17 protein-coding genes are annotated in these 19325 nt (G+C 67.8%); 7 read left to right on the top strand and 10 right to left on the bottom strand.

Translation table 11 applies throughout. The features are described 5' to 3' along the window. Positions 1–105: 105 nt before the first annotated feature. Together C7R54_RS22490 and C7R54_RS22485 are read right to left on the bottom strand one after the other, a co-directional pair. A complete protein-coding gene (locus C7R54_RS22490) occupies positions 106–1200 on the bottom strand; it encodes a LacI family DNA-binding transcriptional regulator (RefSeq protein ID WP_129152733.1) in 1095 nt (364 codons plus the stop codon). 41 nt (positions 1201–1241) lie between these two features. After that, positions 1242–1790, bottom strand: coding sequence for a VOC family protein (locus C7R54_RS22485; RefSeq protein ID WP_129152731.1), 549 nt, complete (start codon positions 1788–1790; stop codon positions 1242–1244). A gap of 321 nt (positions 1791–2111) precedes the next feature. On the opposite strand from C7R54_RS22485, the gene C7R54_RS22480 reads away from it, so the two are divergent. From C7R54_RS22480 to C7R54_RS22470, 3 genes are all read left to right on the top strand, one after another. Then, positions 2112–2615 (top strand): sigma-70 family RNA polymerase sigma factor, encoded by a 504-nt coding sequence (locus C7R54_RS22480; protein ID WP_129153151.1) that lies wholly within the window; start codon positions 2112–2114, stop codon positions 2613–2615. A 66-nt stretch (positions 2616–2681) separates the two neighbouring features. Further along, positions 2682–3740 (top strand): FecR domain-containing protein, encoded by a 1059-nt coding sequence (locus C7R54_RS22475; RefSeq protein WP_192903723.1) that lies wholly within the window; start codon positions 2682–2684, stop codon positions 3738–3740. Positions 3741–3885: 145 nt separating this feature from the next. Then, a complete protein-coding gene (locus C7R54_RS22470) occupies positions 3886–6420 on the top strand; it encodes a TonB-dependent receptor (protein WP_129152729.1) in 2535 nt (844 codons plus the stop codon). Between the two features lie 813 nt (positions 6421–7233). Here C7R54_RS22470 and C7R54_RS22460 read toward each other — a convergent pair. From C7R54_RS22460 to C7R54_RS22430, 7 genes are all read right to left on the bottom strand, one after another. Continuing rightward, a complete protein-coding gene (locus C7R54_RS22460; RefSeq protein ID WP_129153149.1) occupies positions 7234–8154 on the bottom strand; it encodes an SMP-30/gluconolactonase/LRE family protein in 921 nt (306 codons plus the stop codon). Positions 8155–8159: 5 nt separating this feature from the next. After that, positions 8160–9119, bottom strand: a complete 960-nt coding sequence (locus C7R54_RS22455) for a Bug family tripartite tricarboxylate transporter substrate binding protein (RefSeq protein ID WP_129152727.1) — start codon at positions 9117–9119, stop codon at positions 8160–8162. Beyond that, positions 9116–10084, bottom strand: coding sequence for a tripartite tricarboxylate transporter substrate binding protein (locus C7R54_RS22450; RefSeq protein WP_129152725.1), 969 nt, complete (start codon positions 10082–10084; stop codon positions 9116–9118). Before C7R54_RS22450 ends, C7R54_RS22455 begins: the two co-directional genes overlap by 4 nt. A 108-nt stretch (positions 10085–10192) precedes the next feature. Next, entirely contained in the window at positions 10193–11317 is a 1125-nt protein-coding gene (locus tag C7R54_RS22445) for a cyclase family protein (protein WP_240039668.1), read from the bottom strand. After that, positions 11314–12273 (bottom strand): hydroxyacid dehydrogenase, encoded by a 960-nt coding sequence (locus C7R54_RS22440; protein ID WP_129152723.1) that lies wholly within the window; start codon positions 12271–12273, stop codon positions 11314–11316. Before C7R54_RS22440 ends, C7R54_RS22445 begins: the two co-directional genes overlap by 4 nt. Beyond that, positions 12270–12953, bottom strand: coding sequence for an RraA family protein (locus tag C7R54_RS22435; RefSeq protein ID WP_129152721.1), 684 nt, complete (start codon positions 12951–12953; stop codon positions 12270–12272). The genes C7R54_RS22440 and C7R54_RS22435 overlap by 4 nt, the downstream gene beginning before the upstream one ends. Before the next feature lie 74 nt (positions 12954–13027). After that, a complete protein-coding gene (locus C7R54_RS22430) occupies positions 13028–14032 on the bottom strand; it encodes a Bug family tripartite tricarboxylate transporter substrate binding protein (RefSeq protein WP_129152718.1) in 1005 nt (334 codons plus the stop codon). A 96-nt stretch (positions 14033–14128) separates the two neighbouring features. On the opposite strand from C7R54_RS22430, the gene C7R54_RS22425 reads away from it, so the two are divergent. After that, positions 14129–14860 carry an IclR family transcriptional regulator gene (locus tag C7R54_RS22425; RefSeq protein ID WP_129152716.1) on the top strand — a complete coding sequence of 244 codons (732 nt, stop codon included), beginning with the start codon at positions 14129–14131 and terminating at the stop codon, positions 14858–14860. Between the two features lie 25 nt (positions 14861–14885). Here the strand turns inward: C7R54_RS22425 and C7R54_RS22420 are convergent, their stop codons facing one another. After that, positions 14886–15779 (bottom strand): LysR family transcriptional regulator, encoded by an 894-nt coding sequence (locus C7R54_RS22420; RefSeq protein WP_129152714.1) that lies wholly within the window; start codon positions 15777–15779, stop codon positions 14886–14888. A gap of 162 nt (positions 15780–15941) precedes the next feature. Here C7R54_RS22420 and C7R54_RS22415 point away from each other — a divergent pair, with 162 nt between their 5' ends. The 3 genes from C7R54_RS22415 (at position 15942) to C7R54_RS22405 (ending at position 19310) form a co-directional block, all read left to right on the top strand. Then, entirely contained in the window at positions 15942–17018 is a 1077-nt protein-coding gene (locus tag C7R54_RS22415) for a Bug family tripartite tricarboxylate transporter substrate binding protein (RefSeq protein WP_129152712.1), read from the top strand. A 27-nt stretch (positions 17019–17045) separates the two neighbouring features. Then, complete coding sequence (locus C7R54_RS22410; protein ID WP_129152710.1) at positions 17046–18122, top strand: Ldh family oxidoreductase; 1077 nt, start codon at positions 17046–17048, stop codon at positions 18120–18122. Positions 18123–18335: 213 nt separating this feature from the next. Continuing rightward, positions 18336–19310, top strand: coding sequence for a Bug family tripartite tricarboxylate transporter substrate binding protein (locus C7R54_RS22405; RefSeq protein ID WP_129152708.1), 975 nt, complete (start codon positions 18336–18338; stop codon positions 19308–19310). Positions 19311–19325 lie beyond the last annotated feature (15 nt).

Here is a 19325-nt window from a genome sequence, read left to right as displayed (position 1 = left end):
GTTAGGGCTGTTAAGGCTGTTAGGGCTGTTAAGGCTGTTAGGGCTGTTAAGGCTGTTGAGGCTGCTAAGGCCTGCTGGGATCGGGTTGCCGCGCGGCAGCGCGGGTCAAGGGCGGACGGCGGAGCCGCGTCCCTTCCTGGCCTCGGATCGCGCTGGCTGGGGCAAGGGCAAGGGCGCGCAGGAATCGCGCAACATCAGGTCCGTGGTGATCAGCACGCGCTCCGGCGCTGGCCGCGTCGCGCCGCCGTCGAGTTGCTTGAGCAGCAATTCCGCCGCCGCCGTGCCGACGGCGCCGAGGTTCCAGGTAAGCGTCGTGATGTTGGGACTGACCAATTGCGAGAGATCGCTGTCGCCGACGCCCACCATGCTGACGTCGTCCGGAATGCTGCGCCCGCTATGGCGTATCGCCTGCAGCACGCCGGCCATGATGCGCGTGCCCAGGCAGATAAAGGCGGTGGGCGACGTGTTGGGCGCGCGATCGCTGGACAGCAGGGCCAGCGCTTCGCTGAAGGCGAATTCCATGGCCGACCGCTCCATGCGCACCAGGTCCGAACCCGGCGTCAGGCCCATTTGGGTGTAGGCGTCCCGGAATCCCGCGATCCGTTCGCGGCCCGGACGCAAATGCGCGCCGGGCGTGAAGAGCGCAATGCGGCGATGACCCAGGTTGAGCAGGTATTGCGTCGCCTTCAGGGCGCCATGATAGTGATCCACGTGCACGCCCGCGCAATCGGGGCCGAAATCCCTGTCCAGGGCGACGACGGGGAGGTCGCCCGCCAGCCGGCCCAGCATGTCGGCCGACTCGGTCTCGCAGGCGCCCAGGATCAGGCCGTCGACGCGGCGGCCGCGGAACACGTCCACCAGGGCGCGTTCCTTGGCCTGCCGGTTGTGGGTGCTCGCCACCAGCAGGGAGTAGCCGGCGGCCTGGAAGGCCGTCTCGGCGGCGGTGATGATGGCTGCGTAAAGCGGATTGGACAGGTCCGAGACCAGGATGCCCACGACGCCGGTGCTGCGCGTGCGCATGCTGCGCGCGACGCCGTCCGGCGCGTAGCCCAGCTGGCGGGCCGCCTTGGCCACCAGGGCGATCGTCTGGTCGCTGACGCGGCCCGTGCGATTGAGCGCGCGCGACGCGGTGCCGATGGAAACGCCGGCCTGGCGGGCGACGTCGCGTATGGTGGCACGGGGCTTGGGAGGGTGAGGCATGGTGTCGTGGCGGTTCCCGGTTCTCTCTTAAGCTCGCACGGTCAGGCCTGCGGGCTGCCCGTCGCCGTCAGGCGACGGACGGGATCGCGGCCGTCCCAGTCCGCGCCGGCGGCGCGCACGCGCTGGAAATGCTCGCCCTTGCCGCCTGTCAGTTCGGAAAGCTCGATCATCGCACTGGGCAGGTCCGGATGCACGAAGTAGCCGAAGCGTCCGCGGGTGCCCATGCGGCCGCCATGGCCCTCGACATAGCCCAGGCCCAGCAGGGTGGCGACGTGTTCGTCGTAGCGGTCCAGCGTCCAGTAGGCGACGTGCTGCGCCGCTTCACCCGCCTGGCGCAGGGTGTCGCGGTAGAGCGAGGGCGCGTCGTCGCGCTGCTGGATCAGTTCCAGTTGCAAGTCGCCCGAGTTGGCCAGTGCGATCGACAAGGCGGGCGGGGGCGAGTCCTTGCCGTAGTAGCGGAACTCGGTGGTGCCCACGTCCTCCTTGTAGAACCAGGGACCCACGCCCAGCCGGGCCCATTGCGCCATGGCCTTCTCGATGTCCTTGACCACGTAGCCGACCTGGCGCGCGGCGCCCAGCAGGAAGCTCATCTTGTCTCCAGTCTCGCGGTTGTTGCCGTTCTGTCGTTTTGTCGTGCGCAGGCGGCATGCGCCGTGTCTGCGTAAACGTTTCCGCAATTCTAGGCCAAAAGCCCCCGCACCGCGCATCATGGTTTCCACCAGTGCCCGCGACCCTCGGGCCGATGCGGCAAGGCCACAACATCCGGTTGACAATGTCCGGCCGCCAGCTTTTAAATAAGAACGATTTTTATTCATTGTTACTTGTGTGCAGCCGGCTGGCGCCAATCGTCGTCGCGGCGTTTATAGATGGCAGCGGCGCGCGCAAAAAGGCGGATCGTGACTTCCCCGGCTATGTGCCTGCCCGACACCGTGGGCGTCCTCTACAGCGACCATCATTCCTGGCTCAAGGGCTGGCTGCAGCGCCGTCTCGGCAACGCGGAGCAGGCGGCCGATCTCGCGCACGACACGTTCATCCGCCTGTTGAGCAGCGAGCGGGTGCCCGCCACGCTGAAGGAGCCGCGCGCGTTCCTGACCACGGTGGCGCAGCACCTGGTGTCCAATCACTGGCGGCGCGAAAAACTCGAAAAAACCTATCTGGACCTGCTGGCCCGCACGCCCGAGGCGTATGCGTGCTCGCCGGAGGATCGCGCCATCGTGCTGGAAACGCTGGTGGAACTGGACCGCCTGCTGGACGGCCTGCCGGCCGCGGTGCGGCGCGCTTTCCTGCTATCTCAGCTCGATGGCCGCAGCCACGCGGAGGTCGCGGCGGCGCTCGGCATCTCCATCCCTACCGTAAAACGGCATATCGTCAAAGCGCTGCAACGGTGTTACTTTGCCGATCTTTCGATGGCATGATGCTGCCCACGCGCGCTCTGGCGTTCCGGGGCATCGACCGCATAGAGGGATATGCCTGCCTCAAATATGTCTACCTCACAGGTGTCCGCTTCACCCTGGTACAGCACTACCGCCGATGCCGCGGGCATGGCGCCCGAGGTCGCCGAACGGGCCGTGCAATGGCTGCTGGAATTGCAGGCGCCCGACGTCTCGCCGGAGACCTTGGCGGCCTGGCGCGACTGGCGCGCCGAGCACCCCGCGCATGAGTCGGCCTGGCAGCGTATCGAGTCGGTCAATGGCCGCCTGACGCACCTGGCCTCGCCCCACAATGCCGCCATCGCGCGCGCCACGCTGGCGCCCGGGCGCGAACGCCTGGCCGCCGGCCGGCGCCAGGCCCTCAAGGCGCTGGTGCTGGCGGCCGGCGTGGGCGGCGTGGCATGGGGTGCGCATGAGTACATCCCGTGGCATGCGTGGATGGCTGACTATCGCACCGCGGTGGGCGAGCGGCGCACTCTGGTGCTGGCCGACGGCAGCGAACTGATCTTGAATACCGACAGCGCGGTCGACGTGCGCTTCGACGGCGCGCAGCGCCTGGTGCGCCTGCTCGCCGGCGAAATCCTGGTGCGCACCGCCAACGCCTGGGACAGCACGCCGCCGTTCGTGGTCGAGACTTCGCAGGGAACGGCGTTGGCCTTGGGGCCACGCTACGCCGTGCGCGTGCAGCGCGGCGAAACCGATGTCAGCGTGTTTGCCGGCGCGGTCCGCATCCAGCCGGCGCGCAACGCGGCGCGGGCCCAGGTAGTGCGCGCGGGGCATCGCGTCCGCTATACGGCCAACGCGGTGATGGACGACAGGCCGGTCGACGATGCCGCGGTGGCATGGAGCGAGGGATACATCGTCGCCCGCGGCATGCGCCTGGGCGATTTCATCGACGAGCTGGCGCGTTACAGCCTGGTTCCGCTGGCTTGCGACCCGGAGGTCGCCGGCCTGCGCGTTTCGGGATCCTTTCCGGTGGGCGATGTCGGCCGGGTACTGGACACCTTGAGCATGACGCTGGGCGTGCGTATCAAGACACTGACGCGATTCTGGGGCGCCCGTTCGGTGCGCCTGGTGCCTGCGACAGCGCCAGGATCGCTGCGCAGCTGACGCGCGGCCCGCGCCTCGCGCGCCGGTTTCGAGCGGCCGTTACAAAATACCTGGTCCCGGCCTGAGCCGTTTTCCGATCTTGCGGGTCATGGCAGATGAGAACGCATTTTTCCATCTTCCATACATACGCGATAAAGGTCAGATCATGGGTCAGTTCCGGGCGCCGCGCCGCCAGTCGAGTCCAGCATTCCGCCAGGCGGCCGTGGCGCGCGCAATCGGGCAAGCATTCGGGCGCGCAATCGGGCAAGCATTCGGGCACGCAATCGGGCAAGCATTCGGGCACGCATTCGGGCGCGTCGTCAGCGGCGCGCTCCTGGCCGCGCCGCTGCTGGCGGCAACGCAGGCCGTGCAGGCCCAGACCCCGCCTCAAGCCCAGGCACAGGTCCAGGCCCCCGCCCGCACCTATGCGATCCCGGCCGGCACGCTGGAGGAAGTCCTGGGCCGCTTCGGCCGCGAGTCCGGCATCATGCTGGCCTTCAAGCCCGAGGTCGCCGCGGACCGCATGAGCCCTGGCCTGCGGGGCCGCTATACGGTGCAGGAAGGCCTGGATGCCCTGCTGGCCAATACGGGCATCGACGCGACCCGGCAGGGCAATGGGAGCTACCTGCTGACGCGCCCCGCGGTTCCCGCCGGCGCGGCGGACGTTACCACGTTGCCTACCGTCACGGTCAACGCCAGCGGCATCGCCAACGCGCTGCCCGAAGCCTATCCGGGTGGCAAGGTGGCGCGTGGCGGCGGCCTGGGCATCCTGGGGACGGCCGACATCATGGATACGCCGTTCAGCACGACCAACTACACCCGCGAAGCGTTGGACGACGCGCAGGCGCGCACGCTGGCCGACGTGGTCCAGAACGAATCGTCGGTGCGCATGCTCACGGCCAGCACCGGCTTTGGCGAGGACTTCCAGGTCCGCGGCTTCACGGTGTCCAGCACCGACGTCGGTCTCAATGGCCTGTATGGCCTGGCCTCGGCCAGCCGCATGCCGGCGGCCATCATGGAACGGGTGGAGGTGCTCAAGGGGCCAGGCACGCTGATGAATGGCATGGGGCCCAGCGGCAGCGTGGGCGGCAACATCAACATCGTGACCAAGCGCGCGGGCGAAGAACCGCTGACGCGGGTCACCACCACCTACCAGAGTCCCGGCCAAGGCGGCGCGCAGGTCGACGTGGGCCGCCGCTTCGGGGAAAACAACGAATGGGGCATCCGCGTCAACGGCCTGTATCGCGACGGCGCCACCGCCATCGATGACGGCAGGCAGCAGACCACCCTGGGTGCGGTGGGCCTGGATTACGCGGGGCGCCGGCTGCGCTGGTCGCTGGATGCCTATACCCAGCACGAGGACACCGACAACTTCCGTCCCCAGACCGGCTTCGCGTCCACGGTCACCGATATCCCGTCGCCGCCGTCCGGCCATGCCAACTGGTTTCCCGGCACCAAACTGAAGTTGCAGGACTCGGTGGTGGCGACCCGCATGGAGTACGACGTCACCGATAACCTGATGGTCTACGGCGCGGTGGGCTACCGATACGGCGAGGCGAGCCAGACCTTCCCTTCGGGGCCGGCCAGCCAGACGGGGGCGATGAACGTGCTGAACGCCTACTACGACTCGAACAGCAATACCACCTCGGCCGACGTGGGCGCGCGCGGCAAATTCCGCACCGGTTCGATCGGCCACACCTTGTCGCTGGACATCACCCGGCTGCAACAACAGCAGTCGACGGCCTATGTGACGGGCGGCACGCGCGCGTCCAACCTCTACTATCCGCAGCCGCTGGCCCCGATCACCGCCGATCGCCAGCGGCCCAGCAAGGCTTCGGACACCGTGCTGTCCAGCATCGCGCTGACCGATACGCTGTCCTTTCTCGACGACAGGATCCTGCTGACCGGGGGGCTGCGCCAGCAGCGCGTGCAGCTCACCAATTTCTCCACCGCGACGGGCGCGCGCACCTCCTACTACAACGAAGATGCCATCTCGCCCGTGGCCGGCCTGGTCGTCAAGCCGTGGCAGAACGTCTCGCTGTACGGCAACTTCACGTCCGGCCTCACCCGCGGCGGCATCGCGCCGACCACCGCCGCCAACGCGGGCGAGGTCTTCCCGCCGTTCAAGTCCAAGCAGTACGAAGCCGGCGTGAAGGTGGACTGGGGCACGGTGACGACGACGGCCTCGGTCTTCCAGATCACGCGGCCCAATTCCATCACGGACCCCGCCACGAACATCTACAGCTTCGATGGCGAGCAGCGCAACCGCGGCCTGGAGTTGTCGGCGTTCGGCGAAGTGACGGAAGGCCTGCGCTTCATGGCCAGCGGCACGTTCTACGACGCCACGCTGAAGAAGACCGCCGGCGGCGTCAATGAAGGTAACGACGCCAACGGCGTGCCCAACCACGCCTACAACCTGGGCCTGGACTGGGACGTGCCGGGCGTGACGGGGCTGAGCCTGAACGGCCGCATGATCTACACCTCCTCGATGTACTTCAACGCCGCCAACACGATGAAGCTGCCCGGCTGGACCCGTTATGACGTCGGCGCCCGCTATACCACGCGGGTGATGGGCAAGCCCGTGGTGTTTCGCGCCACGATCGAGAATTTGTTCAACAAGACCTACTGGCTGACCAGCGGCACGTACGCGACGGTGGGCGCGCCGCGCACGGTGCTGCTGTCGGCGCAGATCGATTTCTGACGCGGCGCCCCCGGTCCGCTTGCGAGGCGCGCTGGATGCGAGTTCAGCCGCCCTTCAATGTCAATCCGGGTTCGATCGGGATTCAACCGGGATAGGCCCGGGGTCCAATCCGGATTCAATTGCCCGATAGGTTCAACTTGCGCGCGATACCCGTATAGGTGTCGATCTCCCGCGCGATTTGCGTGGTCAGGTCGGCGCCGCACACGCTGGCCGCCTCCAGGCCCATCGCGGCCATGGTCTGCCGGGTCCTGTCGTCGGCGACATAGGCTCGCGCGGTCTGCTGCAACGTGGCGAGGACGGCGGCGGGCGTGCCTGCCGGCGCCAGGATGCCATACCATGGATGGTGTTGGCGCCGGGCCGGTTCTCGACGATGAAGGGCTGCTTCAGCGCCGTCCCGGCGTATTGCGCGAAGGATCGGGCGATGACGTCGGTGGGGCCGCCCGCGGCGAAGCCGGTATAGATCCGGACAGGCTGCCCGGGATACGGCGTGGTTTCCGCCGCCTGGGCCGGCATGACACCCGCCAGCACGAGCCAAGCTGCCGCCCGCGGAAGGAGGCGGGCTAGCCGCCGGGCGAAGGAATTACCCAAAAAGGAATTACCGACAAAGGAATTACCGACAAAGGAATTACCGAAAAAGGAATTACCGAAAAAGGAATGGCGCGAAAAGGAATGGCCCGAAAAGGAATTACGCAAGCTCATGGACAGTCTCCGGGGTCGCATTGCGTGCGACACGATGTTCGTATCAATAGGCGAACGGCGTCGGGCGTGTCGCCGCGCGGCTTGCCGCGCTGGCTCGCGTCCGGCCACGGCGGCCTATCGCGGCCGTGACAGCGTCAGGCCGGCTTGCGGGGCTGTCATCTTCAGGATCGTGCCCGACACCGATTCGGTGCAGTACAAGGTCTTGCGGTCGGCGCCGCCATAGGCGATGTTGGTCGTCGACATCCCCTTGGGGCTGCGCCACACCGCGATGGGCTCCGCCCGTGGGTTGAGCAGCCAGACATAGCCCAGCCCTGGATTGGCCACCACCACATTGCCGGCCGTGTCCACCGCCAGCCCGTCCGGGCCGCTGGGGCCATACGACGTAAAGAACTGGCCGACCTTGGCCACGCTGCCGTCTTCCATCAACGGCGCGCGCCACACCGCATTGCCCCGGGTCACAGCGACGTAAAGTACTTTCTCGTCAGGCGACAGCGCCACGCCGTTGGGGCTGGGCACGTTGGACAACAGCAGGTCCAGCTTGCCGCGTGGGTCCAGGCGGTAGACCCGCCCGCTGGGATCGTGCATGCCGGACTGCCCCTGGTCGGTGAAATACAGGTTGCCCTTGCTGTCGAACACCAGGTCGTTGACGCCCTTGAAGCGCTCGGTGTTACGGCGGGCCAGGTAGTCCTCCGTGCGGCCGCTGCGCAAGTCGAGCTTCACCAGGCCGTTCTTGTAGTCGGTGATCAGCAGCTCATGTCCGGACAGGAACTTCATGCCGTTCGGCTCGCCATCGTATTCGGCGACCAGGTCCCACGTCCCTTGCAGGTCGATGCGGAAAATGCGCCCATAGGGGATATCGGTGACGTAGAGATTGCCCTGCGCGTCGAACACGGGCCCTTCGAGAAACGAGTCGATGGGCGTGCCGCCACGGTTGGCGTCCGCCCATGCCGAGCGTACGCCCGTGCGCCTGTAATGCGCCGGCATGGCGGAGTGGACCTCTGCATCGCGCCATTCGGGTTGCTTGAACAGTGTCATCATGGTCATTGCTTCTGCAGGTTGATCTGGCGCGATACCGCTTCCCACACCTTCTGGCGCTGGGCCACCATGCGCTGGAAGTCCTCGCCGGCCACCGCGCGCGGATCGGCCCCCAGCGTGGCGGCGAATCGTTGCATGTCGGGCGAGGCCATGGCCTTGGCGACCTCGGCCTGCAAGCGCTGCTGCACGGCCATCGGCGTACCCTTGGGCGCCCACAGCCCGGTGAAATTGATCACGCCTTCGTCGTCGAGGCCGGCCTGCCTGAACGTCGGCACGTCGGGCAGCGCCTTCAGGCGCTCCTCGCCGCTGATGGCGAGCAGGCGCATGGTGCCGTTCTGTACTTGCGCGATCACGCCCGGCGTGGAGGCGATCTGGAAATCGACGGTGCCCGACAGCACCGCCACCGTCGCCTCGCCCGCGCCCTTGAAAGGCACGTGCATCAACGTCGTATGCGAGGCTTGCGCCATGGCTTCGGTGGCGAAATGCGGCGTGGTGCCTATGCCGCCGGTGCCGAAGGTCACCTTGCCCGGCTGTGCGCGGGCCGCCGCGAGCAGGCCCTGCAGCGTATGGAAAGGGGACTCCTTGCGCACGGCCACGGCCATGGGGGCGAACATGAAAGCGCTGACCGGCGTGAGCGCCGTGCGCGGATCCCAGGACAGGGACTGGAAAATGAAGGGCAGCGTCGTATACGTCGTGTCGTTGGCCATCAGTGTGTAGCCGTCGGCCTGTGCATGGACGACCTGGCCCGCGCCTATGGTGCCGGTGGCGCCAGCCTTGTTGTCGACGATGAAGGTTTGGCCGGTCTGCAGGGTCAATTGCTGCGCCACCTTGCGGGTGACCGCGTCCACCGCGCCGCCGGGCGGATAGGGGACGACGATGCGGACGGGATGGTCGGGCCACGCCGCGTTGGCGGCGGTTGCCGCCAGGGCCAGTGCGGCGCCGGCGATCAGGGTGGATAGCTTCATGGCTGTTCTCCTCGCTGGATGCCCGCGTCCGCCAGCACCTGGGCGGACCGCTTCATTTCCCGATCGACGAATTCGGCGAAGTCGTGCGCCGACGAGCCGACCGGCTCGGCACCCAGTTCGGTCAGCTTCTGCCTGGTGGCGGGGTCGTTGACCGCCTGGCGCACGGCCTGCTCCAGGCGGCTGGCGACGGCCGCCGGCGTGCCGGCCGGCAGGAACACGCCGTTCCATTCATACATTTCGTAGCCCGCGATGCCGGACTCGGCGACCGTGGGCACGTCCGGCAGGGCGGCCACGCGGCTGCGTGCGCTGACGGCCAGCGCGCGCAGCTTGCCGCTGCGCACCAGCGGCGAAGACGCGGCCATATTGCTGAACATCATGTCGATCTGGCCCCCCATCAGGTCCGACAGTGCCGGCGCGCCGCCCTTGTAGGGCACGTGGGTCAGTTTCAAGCCGTAGCCGTGGGCGTACAGTTCGGCGGCCAGGTATTGCGCCGTTCCTATGCCCGGTGAGCCATAGGTAACGTGGCCCGGCTTGGCGCGCGCGGCCTGCGTCAGGTCCTGGATCGTGCGCGCGGGCGAGGCGGCCGGCACCACCAGCAGATTCGGCGTGAGGCTCACCAGCGACACGGGCATGAAGTCACGACGGGTGTCGTAGGTGAGCGACTTGTACATCGCCGGGTTCACGGCATGCGCCGTGGCGTCGTACAGCACGGTGTAGCCGTCGGCCGGGGCGTGCGCCACATAGGCCGCGCCGATGGTGCCGCTGGCGCCGGGCCGGTTCTCGACCACGACCTGCTGGCTGAGCAGGGCGCCCAGCTTGGCCGAGACCAGGCGCGCCTGCACGTCGGCGGCGCCGCCCGCGGAGTAGGGGACCACCATCTTCAGCGGGCGGTCGGGATATTGGGCCGTCGCCGCGCAGGCGTAGCCGATGGCGGCCAGCGCGAACAGGCCTTGCAAGGTTTTCATGTCGTCTCCGTTCTGTTGCTCATTTTTCTGTCGCCGATTTCCTTGTCCCTCGGCGCGGGATCTTCGGGGTCTGGCCAACGTCCTGGCCGGGGTTGCCCGGCGCGTGGGCTAGACCGTCGCGATCGGCGTGGCGGGCGATCCCGCCGCCCCGGGCAGGCGTAGCGGTGGCGCCGTCAGCAGGAAGCGCGTGCGGCCGTGCTGGGCCAGCCAGCGCGCCAGCGGGGTGAGGTACCAGAGCTCCCCCAGGTGGATGCCGTTCTTGAACAGGCAGTGCTCGTGCAAAGGCAGGCGCGGCGCGCGTATACCCGGTTGGAGGTTCACGCGCACCGCCTCGACGGCGGGGTTGTCGGCGACCAGGCAGGCCAGCCCGCTGTCGCTGATCCAGTTCAACAGGCGCGCGTCGTGTCCGTCCAGGGCGCTGCACGCGCGCTTGAGCAGGTCCACTTGCGGCTGCTTGCGCATGTCCAGCAGCAGCTGCGCGTATCCCGTATGCACGCATACCATGTCACCGCGCTCGATCTCCACCGCGTCGGCATCCAGCACGCGCATGAGGTCGTCGTAGCCCACGCGGCGCTGCGCCTCGCCGAAATGACGATGCAGGTCCAGCATGACGCCGCGTCCTTGCACGCCATGCTCCGCCAGGTTCTGGATGCCCAGCGCGTGCGCGGTCGGCTCCGGATAACGCGCCCAGGGTTCGGCTTCGGGGTCCTCCCTGGCCGCCTGCAATTCCACGCCGGCGCGATAGCCGTTATAGAAGACGGCCTCCGGTTCGCCATCGCCATCGGCGTCGAAGCGGCTGCCTATGTGCGCCAGGCTGTCCCATTGCGTGGAGTACTGCAGGCTCATCAACACGGTATCGTCGCAGACGACGTCGGTGATGCGCTCATCCTCGTCGGCATAGGAGAAGCAGAAGCTCTGCTTGCCCGCGCTGGCGCCGTCGCGCAAGGTGGCATAGCGGCGCGGTGGCTGGCGCTTGGGATTGAGCGCCGTGCCGCCCGGGTAGTCCAGGGGCAGGGACAGGCAGAAGGTCAGGCCCTCGCGCACTTCCGCGATGCCTTGCAGCACCTTGCCGCGATCCACCCAGTTCATGCGCCCGCGTTGGTCGTCGGGGCCGAAATCGCCCCAGTTGGATCCGGGCGGACGCTGCCGCCATCGGATGGCGGGCGCGTCCGCCGGCGCGGCTACGCGCTGCGCGTCGCGGCGCTCGTCCTCGATATGGCCTGGCGAGTTCACTGGACGGTCCCCCCATTGAAAACCTGTTTCGTGTCGCCCAGCACCGCGAGCACATTGTTGGCGGCCGCCGTGCCCATGCTGACGTAGGCGTCGCGCGTGACGCCGCCCACGTGCGGACTGAGGATGAGATTGGGAATGCCGTAATAGGGATGGTCGGCTGGCGGCGGCTCCTGGGCGTAACTGTCCAGGCCGGCGCTGGCGACCTTGCCGCTGCGCGCGGCGGCGGCCAGCGCGGGTTCGTCGATGAGGCCGCCGCGCGCGGTATTGACGATGATCACGCCGTCGCGGCAGCGCGCCAGCGTGTCGGCGTTGATCACGCAACGGGTTTCGTCGGTCAGCGGCGCGTGCAGCGAGATGGCGTCCGCCTCGGCCCAGATCCGGTCCAGGGGGACCGCCGCGATGCTGTCCGGCAGGTCCCTGGCATACGGGTCGTGTCCCAGGATGCGCATACCCATGGAATGGGCGATGGCCGCGGTGTTCCGTCCGATCGCGCCCAGGCCGATCAGGCCCAGCGTCTTGCCGCGCAGTTCGATGCTCTTGTGCGTCGCCTTGTCCCAATGGCCGCTGTGCATGCGCGCGTTCATGGCCACGATGGACTTGGCGCAGGCCAGCAGCAGCGCGATGGCGTGCTCGGCGACCGCTGCCGCGTTGGCGCCGACGGCGGCCTTGACGGCGATGCCGCGCGCGGCCGCGGCGTCGCGGTCGATATTGTCCGTGCCGCTGCCGTGCTTGGAGATGACGCGCAACGATTTGCCGGCGCCGATGACGCGCGGCGTGATCTGGCCATAGCGGACGATCAGCGCCACGGGGTCATGCCGCTCGACCAGGCCGGCGAGCTGCTCCTCGGAGAAGCGGGCGCCTGCATATTCGACCTGGTAGTCGCGCAGTAACTCCAGTGCGGCCGGCGCCAGGTCGGCGGCCGTGACCAGCACGCGGGGTTTGGCGGCCTCGGTCACAGCGATTCTCCTTGCTTGAGCACGCCGGCGGTCACCAGGGCGGCATGCAGCCAGGGCGCGTCGACATTGCCCTTCCTGATTTCCTCGATGCGATGGGCTTCCGACCTGACCTTTTGCGCGGCCAGGGGGAGCAGCGCTTCGATCTTCTCGCGCTCGACCGCGACCACGCCATCGGCATCGCCGCAGATGAAATCGCCCGGATGCACCGTGACGCCGCCCACCGACACCGGATGGCCGATGCGGCCGCCCACCTGCTTGGTGGGGCCGTTGGGATTCGTGCCGACGCTGAAGACGGGAAAGTCCATCTCGTCGATATCCAGGCTGTCGCGTGCCGCGGCATCCATGACCACGGCGGCCAGGCCGCGTTCGCGCGCCACGTTCATCATGATGGTGCCCATCAGCGCGCAGGTCTGGTCGCCCTTGCCGTCGATCACCAGGACGTCGCCGGGCTGGGCCAGCGCGAGCGCCGCATGGATCATCAGGTTGTCGCCCGGGCGCACCTCCACCGTGAAGGCGGCGCCGGCAAAGCGCATGCGCGGGCGCAGCGCCTGGATCCGGCCATGCAGGGCGCCACGGCGGCCCGCCACGTCGGCCAGGATGGCGGGCTGGTATTGCGCGGCTTCGCGCACGGTGGCGGCAGGGACGCGTTCGAATTGCTTGTTGATATCAGGGATGGACATGGGAATTCCTGCTGGAGAAGGAGAGGTGATGGAACGCGATGCGGCGCGGACCCGTGCCTGCGCCGGGTGCGGGCCTAGTCGACATGGACGTCCGCGTCCTTGATGACGGGCGTCCAGCGCTGGATCTCGGATTGGATGAACGTGCCGAACTGCGCGGGCGTGCCGCCCATGACGTCGGCGCCCTGTTCCTGCAGGACCTTGACCAGGCGCGGCTGCTTCAAGGCCCTGTTCATTTCCGTGTTGAGCGTATCGATGATTTCCCGCGGGGTGCCGGCGGGCGCGACGAAGCCGAACCACGTCAGCGCTTCGTAGCCCGGATAGCCGGCCTCGGCGACGGTGGGCACGTCCGGCAGGTCCGCCACGCGATGCGAGGACGTCACGGCCAGCGCGCGGAACTTGCCGTCCTTGATGTGCCCGATCAGCGTCGGCACGGACGACATGTACAGCTGCACGCGGCCGCCCACGAGATCCACCACCGCCTGGGTCGAGCCCTTGTACGGGATGTGCATGAACTTGATGCCGGCCATTTTCTGCAGCATTTCGCTGGAGAGATGGGCGACCGTGCCGTTGCCGGGCGAGGCAAAGGCCAGGGTTTGCGTCTTGGCGCCGTCCACCAGGTCCGCCAGCGAGTGATAGGGGCTGTTGGCCGAGACAACCAGGGCCAGCGGCGAACCGGCCATCAGGCCGATGGGGGCCAGGTCCTTGACGGCGTCGTAGGGCATCTTCCGATAGAGAACCGGGTTGATGGCGAGGTTGCTGGTCTGTCCCAGCCCTATGGTGTAGCCATCGGGCGCGGACCGCGCGACGGCGTCGATGCCCAGGTTGCCGCCGGCGCCAGGACGGTTCTCCACCACGAAGTTCCATCCCTTGGCTTGCGCCACCTCGCGCACGATTTCGCGCGCGATGAGGTCCGTGCCGCCGGCTGGTGGGAAAGGCACGATGACGCGGATGGGCTTGTCGGGGTAGGTGCCGGCCTGGGCCCGCGCGGGACCAAGGGCGCAAAGCAGGGAACAAAGCAGGGCGCAAAGCGTCAGGCGGCGGTGCGCGGCGCCTGCGGGCAGGCGGCGTAGCGTGAACATGGGCGTCTCCGTGATGATTATTTTTGGTGCGCCCATTCTGTGATTCTGTTCCGGAGAATACAATAGCGTTTCGTATGTCGGAACATGTCGTGCCCTATGAAACAAAATCCCCAAGCAGAAGACGCCGCGGGCGACGCGGAGGAAGGCGTGGTGGCGGTGCGCCGCGCGATGCGCATCCTGGAGGCCTTCGGCGTCGATGACCCTCATCTATCGCTGGCGGAGCTGAGTCGCCGCACCGGCTACCACCGTTCCACCGTTCTCCGCCTGGCGCGCACGCTGGCGCTGGACGACTACATGGCCCAGCGTCCCGACGGCAGCTGGCGCTTGGCGCGCGCGGCGGGATGGCTGGGCGCCTGCTACCAAGCCACGTTCAACGTGCATGACATCGTGGAGCCCGTGCTGCGCGAACTCACCATCGCCACGGGCGAAAGCGCCACGTTCTACGTGCGCGAGGGCAACCAGCGTATCTGCGTGGTGCGGGTCGAGGGGCCCAAGGCCATCCGGCATCACGTGCGCGTCGGGGCGGGCCTGCCCTTGAACCTGGGCAGTCCGGGACGCGTCATCCTGGCTTTCTCCGGCGAGCCGGGCGAGCCCTATGAGACCGTGCGCCGGCAGGGCTACATGATGTCGCTGGGCGAGCGCGATCCGGAGGTCTCCAGCATTTCGGCGCCGGTATATGGCTTGAACTGGACGCTGTTGGGGGCGCTGTGCATTTCGGGACCGCTGTCGCGCCTGACCGAGGAAGCGCTGCACCGGCACAAGCCGGCCGTGCTGGGGGCCGCCGAAAGGCTGTCACGCGCCATGATGGGAACGCGGCCCGGGGCCTGACGTTCAGCGTCGGGATACGCGGCGCTCAGATCCCGCCTCGCCGCTTCACCAACATATCGAATAGCAGTTGCGCCACCGGGCTGAGCGCGCGTCCGCGCCGCTGGATCAGGCCCAGGGTGCGGCTGACCACCGGCTGGTTCAGCTTCAGGCTGACCAGGGCCTCATGTCGTCCAGGCGGCATGGCCAGGCGGGGCACCACGCCCACTCCCACGCCGGCCTCCACCATGCTGACCAGCGCCGGGACGTGCTGGACTTCGCAAGCCCAGCGTGGCTTGATCTCGCTGCGGGCCAAGGCCTGGTCGATCAGGAAGCGGTTGCCGCTGCCTTGCGCCAGACTGATGTATTCGTAGGCGCTGAGGTCCTTCCAGCTGACCTGGCGCCGCCTGGCCAAGGGATGGTCCTTGTGCACGGCAGCCACGAAAGGTTCTTCGAGCAGCGGCCGGAATTCGATGTCGGCATCCTGGGTGCCGATATAGGTCAGGCCGAAGTCCGCGTCGCCGCGCGCGACGGCGGTCAGGACGACCGACGAGGACTCGTCGATCACACGCATGCGGATGCGCGGATACTGCCGATGGTATTCGCGCACGACGGCCGGCAGGAAGTACGCCACCGCCGACGGCACGCACGCGATGGTGACCTGGCCCGACATGCGCTCGGCCACGTCCTGGATGCCCACCAGCGCGTACTCCAGTTCGTTCAGCACGTTGCGGGCGCGCGGCACGAAGCCGCGGCCGATGGCCGTGAGCTCCACCTTGCGGGTGGTGCGGTTGAACAGCTGCACGCCCAGCGCATCCTCCAGCTTGTCGATGCGCCGCGACAGCGCGGACTGGGACAGGTGCAGGGAAAGCGACGCCGCGCGAAAGCTGCCCAGGTCGGCCACCGCCAGGAAGCCGCGTAGATCCGCCAGATCGAATTTCATGGAGCTTGGGTCGAGTTTTGTGTTTGATGCATTAATCAATCGAATATTTGCACTTTACCGGATAACGGCGCACCCGCATCATCCTTTTCGCACGACGACGAGACGCCGGCCGTCTTCGCCGTGACGATACCGACGCAAAGAAAGGGAAAGGAGACCTTCCAGATGTTCCAGTCCGTACACCTGCGCGCGCGCTGCCGCCGTGCGCTGGACACGCTCGTCCCGCGTTCGCCGCGGCTGCCGCTGTTGCGGACCCTGTTGCTGACCCCGTCGCTGGCTCTGTCGCTGGCGGCCGCATCGACATCCGCCGTCGCGCAACAGCCATCTCCCGGCCCGGACGGCTGGCAGCCCGACCATGCCTTGCGCCTGCTGGTGCCTTACGGCCCCGGCGGCAGTTCCGACGTGATCGCGCGCGCCATCGCCATGGAAATGTCGCGCGACCTGGGCAAGCAGATCGTGGTGGAGAACAAGGGCGGCGGCCAGGGCACGATCGCCACGCAGGAAGCGGCGCGCGCCGCGCCCGATGGCTATACGCTGCTGCTGGGCCACGTCGGCACCTTGGCGGTCAATCCCGCCATGATGTCCAGGTTGCCGTACGACCCGAAAAAGGATTTCGCGCCCATCATCCTGCTGGCGAAGCTGCCCATGGTGTTCGCGGTCAACGAGAAGCTCAAGGTCAAGGACCTGCCCGCTTTCGTGGCCATGGCCAAGGCCGCGCCGGGCAAGCTGAACTACGGCTCGGCCGGCAACGGCAGCGCGGGCCACCTGGCTTTTGAAATGTTGAAGACGGCGGCGGATATCGACGTCGTGCATGTGCCCTACAAAGGCACCGGCGCGCAGTTGACGGATCTGCTGTCCGGCAACATCGACGCCGCCGCCGCGGGGCTGCCGGGCCTGTTGCCGCACGCCCGCACCGGCAAGATCCATCTGCTGGCGGTGGGTTCGGCCCAACGCCTGGCCGCGGTGCCCGACGTGCCCACGGTGGCCGAGATGGGTTACCCGGGCTTCGAGAGCGTGCAGTGGTTCGGACTGCTGGCGCCGGCCGGCACGCCGCCGCAAGCCATAGCCCGCCTGCATCGGGCCGCGCTCGTCGCCTTGCAGTCCGACACCGTGCGGCGCCGCCTGGAAGAAGATTCCAGCACGCCGTCGGGCGCCGGCCCCCAGGAGTTTTCCGCCTTCATCGCCAGCGAGCAGGTTCGCTGGGGCGAGGTGGTGCGCCGCGCGCATCTGCGCGCGGATTGATGACGTTCGTATGGGATACACCAGATCATGACTGTTGCCGCTACCTCTACCGCTACCGCTGCCGCGCAGGACGCGCCGCGTTTCAACGAAACCGAGCTGACCGAACTGGGCACGCGCGCGTTCCAGGGCCTGGGGCTGCCGCGCGAGGATGCCGCCGATGTCGCGCGCGTCCTGCTGCTGGCCGATATGTTCGGCCTGTCCACCCATGGCTTTTCGCGCATCGAGTCCTATGGAGACCGCTTGCAGCTGGGCGGCATCAATGCGCGTGCCCGCATCCAGGTGGATGCACCCGCCCCGGCCCTGCGCCTGGTCGACGGCGACAACGGCGTGGGGCCCCTGGTCGGCATGCATGCCTTGCGCGCGGCGATGGATGCCGCGCGCACGCAAGGGGTGGGCGTGGCATTCGCGCGGGGCAGCAATCACTTCGGCCCGATCTCGCCGTATGGCTGGCTCGCCGCGCAAGAGGGCTACGCGAGCATCATCGGCAGCAATGCCACGACCACGATCGCGCCGTGGGGCGGCAGCGACGCGCGCCTGGGCAATAGCCCCCTGGGCTTCGGCGTGCCGAACCCGGACGGCGATCCCTTCCTGCTGGACATGGCCATGAGCGTGGTGGCGCGCGCCAAGATCCGCAATGCGCTGAAGGCGGGCCAGTCCATTCCCGACACCTGGGCCACGGACGCGGCGGGCCGGCCCACCACGGATCCCAAGGCCGCGCTGGACGGCTTCCTCCTGCCGATCGGCGGCCACAAAGGTTACGGCCTGGCCCTGCTGGTGGACCTGTTCTCCGGGCTGTTGTCCAACGCCGCCTACCTGACCCATGTGCAATCGTGGTCGGATGCGCCGGAGCAGGCGCAGAACCTGGGGCATTTCTTCATTCTCATCGATACGGCCCGGCTGGGTTCGGCGCAATGGCTGGCCGAACGGATGAAGGACTTCGCCGCGATCCTGCACGGCAGCGCGCCGGCGGTTGCGGATCGTCCGGTGATCGTGCCGGGCGAGATCGAAATGGACAAGATGCGGCGCCAGCGGGAGCAGGGCATCGCGCTGGACGGCGCGGTGGTGACGATGTTGCGCCAGCATGCGGCCGAGGCGCCGGCCTGAGCGGCGGCCGTAGACCAGAGGCCGTAGATCGAGGCCGTAGATCGGGGTCGTAGATCGAGGCCGTAGATCACCGGCCGGTACGTCACAGGCCGCACATTAAATATCGCGTGGCGAACATGCCTGCTTTGGTACGGCGGTATCCGCGCGAGGAGGCAGACAATGAACAAGAAGGAGTCCCCGGGACGCGCCCCTCGCGCCGCCCGCGGGAGAAGGATGGCGATTTCGCTGGCGCTGGCCGCCTGGGCCATGGCGGCGGTCGCGCCGGCGCGCGCAGGCAATCCGGACCGCTATCCGGAGCGTCCGATCCGGGTCATCGTGCCCTATGTCGCCGGCGGCGCGGCCGACATCACGGCGCGCGTGGTGGCGCAGAAGATGTCGGTGGAACTGGGCGTGGCCCTGGTGGTGGAGAACAAGCCCGGCGCGAACGGCATGATAGGCACCGATATGGTGGCCAAGGCCGCGCCCGATGGCTATACCTTGCTGCTGGACGCCAGCGGTCCGCTGGTCGTCAATCCGTCGCTGTACAAGAGCACGCCTTACGACCCCCTGAAGGATCTGGCGCCGATCTCGCAGTTGACCAGCTACCAGTACGTACTGGTGGTGCCGCGCGATTCGCCCATCCACGGCGTCGACGACCTGGTGCGCGAGGCCAGGGCACATCCTGGACAGGTGACGTATGGGTCGGCGGGCATCGGCTCCGGCGGCCACCTGGCGGGCGAACTGCTGGGCGTGATGACGGGCGCCAAGCTCACGCATGCGCCCTACAAGGGCAACGCGCAAGCCTTGACCGATGTCCTGGGCGGGCAGCTGACGTTCACCTTCGACACCGTGGTCACCTCGGTTCCGCACATCCGCGCCGGGCGCTTGCGTGGCTATGCGGTATCGGGGCCGCGGCGGGCGGGCGTGCTGCCGGACGTGCCCACCATGGAGGAGTTGGGTTATAAGGATTTCAACGTCACCCAGTTCCAGGGCTTGCTGGCGCCGGCGGGCACCGATCCGCGCGTGATCGCGCGCCTGCACGACGCGGCGGTCAAGGCCTTGCGCCAGCCCGATGTCGTGCACAAGCTGGAAACGGAAGGCGGCAACGATATCGTGGCCGGTACGCCGGAGGCGTTCGCGCGGACCCTGCGCGATGACCTGGAGCGCTTTCGCGCATTGATACGCCAGACTGGCGTGACGGCCGAATAAAACGCCGCGAGCCGG

The sequence above is a fragment of the Achromobacter aloeverae genome (assembly GCF_004121055.1).
GTDB classification, from domain to species: Bacteria; Pseudomonadota; Gammaproteobacteria; order Burkholderiales; family Burkholderiaceae_B; genus Bordetella_C; species Bordetella_C aloeverae.
The sequence above is the reverse complement of the archived record's forward strand: the minus strand, read 5'-3'. Positions and strand labels throughout refer to the sequence as shown.